The following is an 11,808-nucleotide window of genomic DNA, read 5'->3' as shown; positions in this document are numbered from 1 at the left end:
TGCTTCTGACGTTATTTCCTGAACATGGCCCTCAGGTTGGCGATGCTGGCCTGGCCTTTTTCCATTCGTTCGCCCTCGCTGGGTGGCTTGCGGTTGTGCTCCCAGTCCAGATCCTGCTGGGGCAGCTCCAGCAGGAAGCGGCTGGGCTCGGGCCGGATCTGCTCGCCAAACTGGCGGCGCTCCCGACACAGGGTAAAGGTCAGCGCCTGCTGGGCCCGGGTAATCCCCACATAGGCCAGCCGGCGCTCTTCCTCTATGTTGTCTTCATCTATGCTGCTCTGGTGCGGCAAGAGCCCCTCCTCCATGCCCACCATGAAGACATAGGGATACTCCAGTCCCTTGGAGGAATGCAGCGTCATCAGCTGTACCTGCTCGCCGTCGTCCTCGTCTTCGCCGCGTTCCATCATGTCGCGCAGGGTCAGCCGGGTCACTACCTGCGGTAACGTCATGGCGTCGTCCAGCTCCGAGCCTTCCAGCATCTGACTCACCCACTTGAACAGGGTGGACACGTTCTGCATGCGCATCTCGGCGGCGCGGGGACTGGGTGAGCTCTCGTAGAGCCATTCTTCGTAATTGATGTCCTTGATCATGTCGCGCACCGCCTCGACAGCGTTGCCGCGCGCCGCCTCGTCTCCCCGGCGCACCAGCCAGTCGCCGAAAGCACGTACCGACACCAGGCCGCGCCCGCTTAAGCTTTGCTCCAGCCCCAGTTCGAAACTGGCGGCAAACAGGCTCTTGCCTCTGTTGTTGGCGTAGGTGCCCAGCTTTTCCAGCGTGGTGGGGCCGATTTCCCGCCGTGGGGTATTCACCACCCGCAGGAAGGCATTGTCGTCGTCCGGATTCACCAGCAGCCGCAGGTAGGCCATGATGTCCTTGATCTCGGCGCGGGAGAAAAACGAGGTGCCGCCGCTGATCTTGTAGGGGATGCGGTTGGTCATCAGCTGTTTTTCCAGCATGCGCGACTGATGATTGCCCCGATAGAGGATGGCGTAGTCGCCGAATTTGCTGCCGTTCATGAATTTGTGGCCCATGATCTCGGCCACCACCCGCTCGGCCTCGTGCTCTTCGTTCTTGGCGAACAAGACCCGTACCGGTGCCGCATATTCCATCTCCGAGAACAGCTGCTTCTCGAACACGTGAGGGTTGTTGGCGATCAGGATATTGGCGCACTGCAATATCTGCCCCCGGGAGCGATAGTTCTGCTCCAGCTTGATCACCTTGAGGCCGGGGTAGTCTTCCTGCAGCAGCACCAGGTTCTGCGGCCGGGCGCCGCGCCAGGAATAGATGGACTGATCGTCGTCGCCGACCACGGTAAAACGGGCCCGCTCGCCGGCGATCAGCTTGACCAGCTCGTACTGGCTGGTGTTGGTGTCCTGGTATTCGTCCACCAGCAGGTAGCGGATCTTGTTCTGCCAGAAGGCGCGCACTTCGCTGTTGGTTTTCAGCAGCAGGGTCGGCATCAGGATCAGATCGTCGAAGTCCAGCGCGTTGTAGGCCTTCATCTGCCGCTGATAGCGCTCGTAGCACTGGGCGTACAGCACCGTTTCCGGATCGCTGGCCAGCCGGGCCGCCCGCGCCGGCAGCACCAGATCGTTTTTCCAGTTGGAAATGGTGCTGATCAGGCGCGAGATCTTTTCCTTGTCGCCCTCCAGTTCCTGCTCGGTCAGATCCTTGATCAGCGCCAGCTGGTCCTGATCGTCGAACAGGGAAAAGCCGGCCTTCAGACCCAGGGTCTTGTGCTCCCGGCGGATGATATCCAGCCCCAGGGTATGAAAGGTGGACACCATCAGGCCGCGGGCCTCGCCCTTGCCCAGGGTCTGCGCCACCCGTTCCTTCATCTCCCGCGCCGCCTTGTTGGTAAAGGTGACGGCGGCGATGTGGCGAGCCTTGTAGTCGCACTGGCGCACCAGATAGGCGATTTTATTGGTGATCACCCGGGTCTTGCCGCTGCCGGCGCCGGCCAGCACCAGGCAGGGTCCGGCTATGTAGCGCACGGCATCGTCTTGGGCTGGATTGAGTTTCATGGCATTTCCGACAGCTGAACAGAGGCGCTCATTCTACCGGCTGCAGGCCAGGGGGTGAAGGGCCGAACGTCGAAAGGCATCTTGTCATCGCTCCGGCTTTGGCTCATGATCCCGGTCAGCGCTCCTTCAACAGACAGGCACATGGCACCGGACATTCTCACCCTCAGACGCGACTTCCCTACCCTGGCCCAAATCGTCAACGGCCATCCGTTGGTGTACCTGGACAACGCCGCCACCACCCAGAAGCCGCAGCCGGTGCTGGATGCCCTCAACCACTATTACCGGGATACCAATGCCAATGTGCATCGGGCCTCCCATGCCCTGAGCGCCCAGGCGACACGCGCCTTCGAGCAGGCCCGCATCAAGGTGGCCCGCTTTATCAATGCCCCGGCGCCCGAGCAGATTATCTGGACCCGGGGCACCACAGAAGCCATCAACCTAGTGGCCTTCAGCTTTGGCATGCACCACCTCAGGGCCGGTGACGAGATCCTGCTCTCCACCCTGGAGCATCACGCCAATATCGTGCCCTGGCAACAGGTGGCGGCGGCCACCGGCGCAGTCATTCGAGTAATACCGCTTACCGCCGGCGCCGAGCTGGATCTGGACGCCGCCGCCCGGCTGATATCGCCCCGTACCCGGCTGCTGGCCGTGGGCCAGGTGTCCAATGCACTGGGGGTGATTAATCCGGTCAGAGAGCTGATTGCCATGGCCAAGTCCGTGGGCGCGGTCACCCTGATCGACGGCGCTCAGGCGGTGGGCCATCTGCCGGTGGATGTGCAGAGTCTGGACTGTGATTTTTATGTGTTCTCCGGCCACAAGATGTTCGCCCCCACCGGCATCGGCGCGCTTTACGGCAAACGGGAGTGGCTGGAGAAAATGCCGCCCTGGCAGACCGGCGGCGAAATGATCAAGAAGGTAAGTTTCGAGCACACCACCTTCGCCGATCTACCGTTCAAATTCGAGGCCGGCACCCCCAATATTGCCGGTGCCATCGCCCTGGGGGCGGCGGTGGATTATCTGTCCGGCCTCGACCGGGCTGGCCTGGCCCACCATGAAAACAACCTATTGCAGCAGCTGATGATCGGCCTGAACGCCATGCCGGACGTACACATCATCGGCCGACCACAGGTGGGGTCCGTGTCGTTCACCATCGACGAGGTGCACCCCCAGGATCTGGCCACCCTGCTGGATATGCAGGGCATAGCCCTGCGCACCGGTCACCACTGCGCCATGCCGCTGATGCAGGCCCTGGGGCTGGAACAGGGCACCATTCGTGCCTCGGTCGCCTTTTATAATACCCATGAGGAAATCGCGGCCCTGCTGGCCGGCATTCACAAGGCCCGGGAGTTTTTCTGATGCATCCGTTCGGCGACACCCTTACCGACACCGATATTCGCGCCCTGTTTCAGGCGGCCCACGGCTGGGAGGACAGATACAAGACCCTGATCAAGCTGGCGAAACAGCTGCCGCCCCTGGCGGCCGAGCACAAAGTCGAGGCCAACGCCATCCACGGCTGCGAAAGCCAGGCCTGGCTGCTGAGCGAGCAGGATGAACAAGGGATCTGGCAGTTTCACTGCGACTCGGACGCCCGCATCGTCAAGGGCCTGATGGCGGTAGTGCTGGCCGCGCTCAGCAACAAGACCTCGGCCCAGATCCAGGCCTTTGATATGGACGCCTACTTCGCCGAACTGCAACTGCTGCAGCACCTGAGCCCGTCCCGGGGCAACGGCTTAAGGGCGGTGGTGGATGCCATAAAAGATAATGTGAGGAGTGAGGAGTGAGGTGTTTTACTCCTCCCCCCTCACTATTTACCCCTCACCCTCGTTTTTCGCGGCAAGCTTCGACAGCACCCGGCTGACCATAAAGAAGCCGAAGGTGGCGGTGATATGGGTAATGGCGCCGAAGCCGGAGGCGCAGTCCATCTTCATGGTGCCGTCCGATTCCTTCTTGGTGCTGCAGATGCCACCGGCGCCGTCCGGGTAGCGGGGCTGTTCGGTGGAGAAGACGCAATCCACGCCGAACTTGCGCTTGGGATTCTTGCTGAAGTTGTGGAATCGACGAAGATCGCCCCGCACCTTGCCTGCCAGCGGATCCTGGATCGTTTTGCTGAGATCGCGGATCATGATCTGGCTCGGATCCGTTTGTCCGCCTGCCCCGCCGGCGGTGATCACCGGGATCTTGTTACGCTTGCAGTAGGCGATCAATGCCACCTTGGCCTTGACCGAGTCGATGGCATCCAGCACATAGTCGAAATCATTCAACAGATGCTCGGCCTGATTGTCCGGGCCGATAAAGTCGTCCACCACTGTCACCCGACAATCCGGGTTGATCAGCGCAATGCGCTCGGCCATGGCCAGGGTCTTTTCCTGACCAATCTGGTTGTTGAGCGCATGGATCTGGCGGTTGGTATTGGTGATGCAGATGTCGTCCATGTCGATCAGGGTAATGGCGCCGATTCCGGAGCGGGCCAGGGCTTCCGCCGCCCAGCTGCCCACGCCGCCGATACCGATCACACACACATGGGCCGCCGCAAACCGGGCCAGAGCATCCGCCCCGTACAGGCGGGCAATACCACCAAAACGCTCATCAAAACTCATTGCTTACTCCCCTGATTGAGCGGGCATTATATCAAGCTCCGTTAAGGTTGGGGATTAGGGATACATGCACGGGTGCATCAGATCCTGCTACGCAGGATTTCGCGGCTAAAGCACGCGACTACATTCGTGCTATATGTGAATATCAAGGCCGCCGGTTGGTCTTTTTTGTTTAGCTGGCAGCTTACCGCTTCATGCTTACGGCGCTGCCCGAAGGCCCACTCTTTACACAAAGCACGATCAAAAAGGGAGGCCGAAGCCTCCCTGTCTTTGTAGCTCTGTTTATTTTTATCTATCAACCGCCGACGGCGATGTTTTTCATGTCGGTCATGTAGGAACGCAGCGTCTTGCCGATGGTCTCAACCGGGTGGTTGCGAATGGCTTCGTTCACGTCAATCAGGCGACGGTTGTCAACGGAGTTGGACTCGACCTTGATGGTCTTGCCAATCACATCGGTGCCGACTTTCGGCATGAACTGCTCGCGCAGCAACGGCACGGCGGCGTGGGCGAACAGGTAGTTACCGTACTCGGCGGTATCGGAAATCACCACGTTCATTTCGTACAGACGCTTGCGGGCCACTGTGTTGGCAATCAGCGGCAGCTCGTGCAGCGACTCGTAGTAGGCAGACTCGTCGATGATGCCGGAAGCGGTCATGGCTTCGAACGCCAGCTCGACACCGGCCTTGACCATGGCCACCAGCAGGATGCCGTTGTCGAAGTATTCCTGCTCGTCGATCACTTCATCGGAAGCCGGGTACTGCTCGAAGCTGGTTTCGGCCGTTTCTTCGCGCCAGGTCAGCAGATCTTTGTCGTCATTGGCCCAGTCGGCCATCATGCCAGCGGAGAAATTGCCCTGGATGATGTCATCCATGTGCTTGTTGAACAGCGGGCGCATCAGCTCTTTCAGCTCTTCGGCCAGATCGAAAGCCTTGATTTTAGCCGGGTTGGACAGGCGATCCATCATGTTGGTGATGCCGCCCTGCTTCAGGGCTTCGGTGATGGTTTCCCAGCCGAACTGGATCAGCTTGCCTGCATAACCGGCGTCGATACCGTCGGCTATCATTTTTTCGTGAGCCACAATGGCGCCGGCCTGCAGCATGCCGCACAGTATGGTCTGCTCACCCATCAGGTCGGATTTCACTTCGGCAACAAAAGAAGACTCCAGTACGCCGGCACGGTCGCCGCCGGTAGCGGAAGCCCAGGCCTTGGCAATGGCCAGACCTTCACCCTGGGGATCGTTCTCGGGGTGCACGGCAATCAGGGTCGGCACGCCGAAACCACGCTTGTATTCTTCGCGTACTTCGGTACCGGGACACTTGGGCGCCACCATGACGACGGTGATGTCGTTACGGATCTGCATGCCTTCTTCAACGATGTTGAAACCGTGGGAGTAACCCAGGGCGGCACCGTCTTTCATCAGCGGCATAACGGCGGTGACGGCGGAGGTGTGCTGCTTGTCCGGGGTCAGGTTCATCACCAGATCGGCGGTGGGGATCAGCTCTTCATAGGTGCCGACCTTGAAGCCGTTCTCGGTGGCCTGCTGGAAGGACTTGCGCTTTTCGGCAATGGCTTCGGCACGCAGGGCGTAGGCCACATCCAGCCCGGAGTCGCGCATGTTCAGACCCTGGTTCAGACCCTGGGCGCCACAACCGACGATAACCACCTTCTTGCCTTTCAGGTAGTTGCAACCATCGGCAAACTCACTGCGGTGCATAAAACGACACTTGCCGAGCTGTTCGAGCTGCTGACGCAGATTCAGGGTGTTGAAATAGTTAGTAGCCATGACCTTTTGCTCCCATTAATCCGTTTAATTTGAATGCTTGCACCGCGCTGCGGTGACGACCCAGCCACTATACCCCAGGCTTTTCATTGCTTGAAATGATATATTTGAAATAGAGTATTTCATTTTATGAAATACAACTTTATACAATGCAACTTTATGTAATACAACTTTATGTAATACAACTCAGTGGAACGCCAATGGACTTCCGTCATCTAGAACTGTTTATACATCTGAGCCAGAGCCTGCATTTCGGCCATACCGCCGATGCCATGGCGGTCAGCCCCTCCACCCTGAGCCGGGCCATTCAGCGGCTGGAGCAGGAAGTGGGCTGCGAGCTGTTACACCGGGACAACCGCAGCGTGGCACTCACCCCGGCCGGGGCCCGGCTGCAACAGTTTGCCCTGGGCTGGCTGGCGGACTGGCAAGCCCTGAAGCAGGAGCTGAAACACGGCGACGACAGCCTGCAGGGTCGATTGCGGGTATTCTGCTCGGTGACCGCCAGCTACTTTCTGCTGCCGGGCATACTGGAGCGGTTTCGCAGCCGCTATCCCCGGCTGGAAATCCGGCTGGAAACCGGCGATCCGGCACTGGCCATCGACAAGATACTGGATGACGAGTCGGATCTGGCCATCGCCGCCCGCCCCGATGCCCTGCCGGCCAAGGTGCACTTCGTCAACCTGCAGACGGTGCCCATGGTGTTTATCGCCCCCACCTCGGCCGGCCCGGTCAGCGACTTGCTGGAACAGCGGCCACTGGACTGGCAGCGGCTGCCGGTGATCCTGTCCGAGCAGGGGGTGGCGCGCAAACGGGCCAACCAGTGGTTCAAGGCCAGGGGCATCAGTCCCAATATCTACGCCGAGGTGGCCGGCAACGAGGCGATTATCGGCATGGTGGCGCTGGGCTTCGGCATCGGCGTGGTGCCCAGGGTGGTGATCGATCACAGCCCCATGGGCGACAAGGTGCGGGTGCTGTCGCCCAGCCCGGCGCTCAAGTCCATCGAGGTGGGGGTCTGCCTGTTGAAAAAACGGCTGGACGACCCGCTGATCCGCGCCTTCCAGCAGACCGCACTGGAACCTTCGTAGTGCCATTAATTAATAGTGGCTGTCGGTTCAGTCATAGCAACACTACTAAACAAATGGTCAATTTCATTTCTGTGCCAGCATAGAACAAAGGGCCAGCTCCGCCGACTCGCCGTAAATACCCTGTAAGGCTCACACATGCCATCCATGTGATGGTCGGTGGAGCAGATCCCTTTGTTCTCTTTGGTGCTACAGAGTCATCTGTTGGCGCCGTCTTCGGGCAACTCGGAGCTAAGGAGGAGGCAACAGAGACGACCTCCCACGACCGTGAAATGCCATGGCCGGAAAATGCTCCTGCCGTTCCGGCATTCCCGCCCTCCCTGGCGGTCAGACAGCATTTCCGAGCCCTCATGGGGCAGCTTGCTGCCGTATATCTTTGTTGGGTAATGGACCGAATATCCAGTGAATATTCGCAGCCATTACCCAGCAAAGATGGCTAGCCCAGTGGCGTGTCGTGGGAGGCGGCTGTGTTGCCTCTGTAACTATGGTCATATACTTAACGGGATTGATATTACTCCCAGCTTATCTGCGTACTCTGCAGTCGCTCCGGACAGATGTAGTAGAGGAAAGTGCCGCCGCCAACCCGGGTATCGCCGGCGGGGTTCAGCTCCATATCCTGGCCGCTGGCCTGGCTGGACATGCCCAGCAAGGTGGCATTGTGCCGCTCCTTGAACCGGCTCAGCAGGCTGCTGTAAGCCAGGTCTCCCGCACTCTGTGGTACTTGGATGCGATACAGGGTTGGTCCCAGCAGGGTAGAGAAGATCTGCTCCTGGATCAGGCTGGCACCCGGATCCTGCAGCGAGCGCACCAGGATCTCCGCCTCCTTGGAGCTGGACACCTCCACGTTGGGACAATGCAGCCGCAGCAGTTCCGCCTTACTGGTTTCGGTGAACCAGGCGCAAAGATGTGCCTCCGGTGCCGCCTTGGCGGACAGCGCCAGCGAGGTGGTCAGAGTCTGGTCGTCGTCTTCCCCGTCTACCAGCACCCGGCTGGCGTTCCCCAGCCCTACCCGCGCCAGCTCGTCGGGATGGGTGAAGGAATGCAGACGCGCGAATTTGACCGCCGGTTTTTCGGGAAAGGGATGCTCCATCTCCTGCGTGACGCACAACAGAATTTCCTGCGTATGAGTGGCACTGTCGGCCAGCAACAGATCGACGATGCGCTCGGTCTGGGCGCCATTCCAGCCAAACAGCAGCGTATGGCCGGAACAATGTGAATAGTCTGCCTTGCCTGACATACCTCTCCTTATCCAGGCCACCAGGGTCTGGGTCAATTTACCGATAAGACTGCCGAAGACCAGCAGCCCGAAGGGGATCTGAAACAACGCCACCGCCCAGCGCCCCGCCTCGGTCACCGGGGAATAATCACCGAAACCGACGGTGCTGATCACTACGGCGTTGTAATAGAAAAACACCGACGGTTCCGTCAGCTCCGGCTCTCCCGCCAGGAAGAGCAGCAACCAGCTACCGCCGGCCTGCAACAGCAGCAGCGCCAGCAGATTGTGCCAGCTGAGCCGGCGGGTCAGCCGATGGAGTAAACGTGCAAGCAGATGGAACATATCTATCTCATTTGAAGCTTGGTCACCTAAAACTACGGCTTTCGTGCCAAAATGGAAAGTCCGACCTGACCGCCGCCGTTAATTAGGGGTAAAATGGCCCCATAGCCAAGGAGACAAGTATGCTAGATCCGAAGAAACTGGAAGAGATCGCCAAACAGATCCAGAACAACCTGCCCAGCGGGCTGAAGAACATGGGCGAAGAAGCGGAAAAGCGCATTCGTACCGTGTTACAGTCCCAGTTGGGTAAACTCGATATGGTCACGCGGGAAGAATTTGATGTGCAGACCAAGGTGCTGTTGCGCACTCGGGAAAAACTGAACGAAATGGAAGCCAAGCTGGCGCTGCTGGAGCGTCATCTGGCCGACAGCCAGGATGAGCGAGACTGAGTTCGCCGAGCAGATCCGTCAACGCTGCCGGCAGGCGGCGCTGACTGCCGGTGAAGAAGGCGGCCTGTGCCGGCAAGGCCGCTTCGAACTGGCAATTGCTCAGGAACAGGGAATATCGCTCCCCCCGCTCCTGGCCGAGTTTAAATGAACTCGAAGGCGTCACCGAACAGATGATCCGCCTCTACGCCTTTTTCCTTGAACGCTTCCCGCGCCACGCCAGCCATCTCGAAGCGACCCGCCACATAGATGTCGTAGCCGGTCAGACTGGGGAAATCGTCCATGATAGCCTCATGTACCAGGCCGGTACGGCCCTGCCAGTGCGCATCGCCGTTTTGCACCACAGGTACATAGGTCAGTTCCTTGTGCTCGGCAACCCAGGCTTTCATTTCCCGATCCGCATACAGCTGTTGCTCGAAGCGCACCCCCCAGTACAGGAACACCGGCCGGTGCAGACCATTCGCCAGCATCTGCTGCAGGATGGAGCGGGTGTAGGCAAAACCGGTACCACCGGCCATCAGGATCACCGGATGGCGGGAGTCCGAACGCAGGTGAGCCTTGCCCGCGGGCAGCTGTACATCAATCTGTCCCTGCTCCTGCATGCGCTTGAGCACCTGCATGGCATAGGTGTTATCCGGGCCGGCACCGATGTGCAGCTCCAGCACACCCTCTTCATTCACGGTATTGGCGATGGAGAAGGGGCGCTTGTCATCGTCCGCCATCACCACCAGCAGGTACTGGCCGGGGAGAAAATCCACCGACAATTCCGGTTTCAATCGCACATACCACAGGGTTTCGGCCATTTCTTCCAGGGCTTCAACACTACATGTTACTTTCTGCATGACTATCCTTTGAGTTCACTCTGTTTGGCACTCGAATCCAGGATCCCGAGTTGATCCCATAAACTGTCGACCCTTTGTTTTACTTCGTCCGTCATCTCGATGGGCAGACCCCATTCCCTGTCGGTTTCACCCGGCCACTTGTTGGTGGCATCCATCCCCATTTTGGAGCCCAGACCGGATACCGGTGAGGCAAAGTCCAGATAGTCGATGGGGGTATGTTCGATCAGGGTGGTATCCCGCGCCGGGTCCATTCGGGTCGTAATGGCCCAGATCACGTCATTCCAGTCTCTGGCATTGATGTCGTCGTCACACACGATAACGAACTTGGTATACATGAATTGGCGTAAAAACGACCAAACGCCCAGCATGACACGTTTGGCATGACCCGGGTAGCGCTTTTTAATGGTCACCACCGCCATACGATAGGAGCAGCCTTCCGGTGGCAGATAGAAGTCGACTATCTCCGGAAACTGCTTCTGCAGTATGGGCACAAACACCTCGTTCAGCGCCACCCCCAGTATCGCCGGCTCGTCGGGCGGCCGACCGGTATAGGTAGAGTGGTAAATGGCATCATGGCGGCGGGTGATACGCTCCACGGTAAACACCGGGAACTCGTCAATTTCATTGTAATAGCCGGTGTGATCGCCATAAGGGCCTTCGGGCGCTATCTCATCGGGGTAGATATAGCCTTCCAGCACGATTTCGGCACTGGCCGGCACGTCCAGATCGCTGCCGATACACTTGACCACCTCGGTGCGGCTGCCGCGTAGCAGACCGGCGAAGGCATATTCGGACAGAGTATCGGGTACCGGCGTGACGGCGCCGAGAATGGTTGCCGGATCGGCGCCCAGGGCCACCGCCACCGGGTAGGGCTGGCCGGGGTTGGCTTCCTGCCATTCACGAAAATCGAGGGCACCGCCGCGATGGCTGAGCCAGCGCATGATGACCTTGTTCCGGCCCAGCAACTGCTGACGATAGATGCCCAGGTTCTGGCGCTTCTTGTAAGGCCCGCGAGTAATGGTCAGGCCCCAGGTGATCAGGGGCGCCGCATCGCCGGGCCAGCAATGCTGAATCGGCAATTGGGTCAGATCGACATCGTCACCTTCCAGCACCACTTCCTGACAGGGGGCCTTCTTCAGCCGCCTGGTGGGCATATTGAGCACCTGCTTGAAGATGGGCAGCTTTTCCATCAGCTCTTTCAGCCCACGGGGCGGCTCCGGCTCTTTCAAATAAGACAACCAGCGCCCCACTTCACGCAGCGACTCGACATCCTGCTGGCCCATGCCCATGGCCACCCGTTTGGGGGTGCCGAACAGGTTGCCCAGCACCGGCATATCGAAGCCCCTGGGATTTTCAAACAACAACGCCGGACCGCCCGCCTTGAGCGTGCGATCGCAGATCTCGGTCATTTCCAGATAGGGGTCGATTTCATGCTGGATACGCTTGAGTTCGCCCTGAGCTTCCAGTTGCGCGATAAAATCACGCAAGTCCTTATATTTCATTGGGTTATTCCGAGTGTATCGAGTGGCGTAAGAATTATACCCG

11 protein-coding genes are annotated in these 11,808 nt (G+C 59.2%); 5 read left to right on the top strand and 6 right to left on the bottom strand.

Going from position 1 to position 11,808, the window contains the following annotated elements; all coding sequences use genetic code 11:
* Positions 1-11: 11 nt before the first annotated feature.
* On the bottom strand, positions 12-2,024 hold the full coding sequence (gene rep / locus HNR62_RS09785) for a DNA helicase Rep (protein WP_204795902.1): 2,013 nt from the start codon (positions 2,022-2,024) through the stop codon (positions 12-14).
* Positions 2,025-2,165: 141 nt separating this feature from the next.
* On the opposite strand from rep, the gene HNR62_RS09780 reads away from it, so the two are divergent.
* Together HNR62_RS09780 and csdE are read left to right on the top strand one after the other, a co-directional pair.
* Positions 2,166-3,380, top strand: a complete 1,215-nt coding sequence (locus HNR62_RS09780) for an aminotransferase class V-fold PLP-dependent enzyme (protein ID WP_204795901.1) — start codon at positions 2,166-2,168, stop codon at positions 3,378-3,380.
* Positions 3,380-3,805 carry a cysteine desulfurase sulfur acceptor subunit CsdE gene (gene csdE, locus HNR62_RS09775; protein ID WP_204795900.1) on the top strand — a complete coding sequence of 142 codons (426 nt, stop codon included), beginning with the start codon at positions 3,380-3,382 and terminating at the stop codon, positions 3,803-3,805. The genes HNR62_RS09780 and csdE overlap by 1 nt, the downstream gene beginning before the upstream one ends.
* 27 nt (positions 3,806-3,832) lie before the next feature.
* On the opposite strand, the gene tcdA is transcribed toward csdE, so the two are convergent.
* On the bottom strand, positions 3,833-4,621 hold the full coding sequence (gene tcdA, locus HNR62_RS09770; RefSeq protein ID WP_204795899.1) for a tRNA cyclic N6-threonylcarbamoyladenosine(37) synthase TcdA: 789 nt from the start codon (positions 4,619-4,621) through the stop codon (positions 3,833-3,835).
* 292 nt (positions 4,622-4,913) lie between these two features.
* Positions 4,914-6,401, bottom strand: a complete 1,488-nt coding sequence (gene ilvC / locus HNR62_RS09765) for a ketol-acid reductoisomerase (protein ID WP_204795898.1) — start codon at positions 6,399-6,401, stop codon at positions 4,914-4,916.
* Positions 6,402-6,598: 197 nt separating this feature from the next.
* Here ilvC and ilvY point away from each other — a divergent pair, with 197 nt between their 5' ends.
* A complete protein-coding gene (gene ilvY, locus HNR62_RS09760) occupies positions 6,599-7,483 on the top strand; it encodes an HTH-type transcriptional activator IlvY (RefSeq protein WP_204795897.1) in 885 nt (294 codons plus the stop codon).
* A 508-nt stretch (positions 7,484-7,991) separates the two neighbouring features.
* On the opposite strand, the gene HNR62_RS09755 is transcribed toward ilvY, so the two are convergent.
* Complete coding sequence (locus tag HNR62_RS09755; protein WP_204795896.1) at positions 7,992-9,038, bottom strand: potassium channel family protein; 1,047 nt, start codon at positions 9,036-9,038, stop codon at positions 7,992-7,994.
* Positions 9,039-9,157: 119 nt separating this feature from the next.
* On the opposite strand from HNR62_RS09755, the gene ubiK reads away from it, so the two are divergent.
* Together ubiK and HNR62_RS09745 are read left to right on the top strand one after the other, a co-directional pair.
* Complete coding sequence (gene ubiK / locus HNR62_RS09750) at positions 9,158-9,424, top strand: ubiquinone biosynthesis accessory factor UbiK (RefSeq protein WP_204795895.1); 267 nt, start codon at positions 9,158-9,160, stop codon at positions 9,422-9,424.
* Entirely contained in the window at positions 9,411-9,572 is a 162-nt protein-coding gene (locus HNR62_RS09745; protein ID WP_204795894.1) for a hypothetical protein, read from the top strand. Before ubiK ends, HNR62_RS09745 begins: the two co-directional genes overlap by 14 nt.
* On the opposite strand, the gene fre is transcribed toward HNR62_RS09745, so the two are convergent.
* On the bottom strand, positions 9,565-10,263 hold the full coding sequence (gene fre / locus HNR62_RS09740) for an NAD(P)H-flavin reductase (RefSeq protein WP_204795893.1): 699 nt from the start codon (positions 10,261-10,263) through the stop codon (positions 9,565-9,567). The genes HNR62_RS09745 and fre overlap by 8 nt on opposite strands.
* Before the next feature lie 2 nt (positions 10,264-10,265).
* Positions 10,266-11,765 carry a 4-hydroxy-3-polyprenylbenzoate decarboxylase gene (ubiD, locus tag HNR62_RS09735; RefSeq protein WP_204795892.1) on the bottom strand — a complete coding sequence of 500 codons (1,500 nt, stop codon included), beginning with the start codon at positions 11,763-11,765 and terminating at the stop codon, positions 10,266-10,268.
* Positions 11,766-11,808 lie beyond the last annotated feature (43 nt).

Origin of the sequence: Oceanisphaera litoralis (assembly GCF_016907015.1) — a bacterium.
Lineage (GTDB): Bacteria > Pseudomonadota > Gammaproteobacteria > Enterobacterales > Aeromonadaceae > Oceanimonas > Oceanimonas litoralis.
Note: the sequence above shows the minus strand (reverse complement) of the source record. Positions and strands in the feature narration are given on the sequence as shown.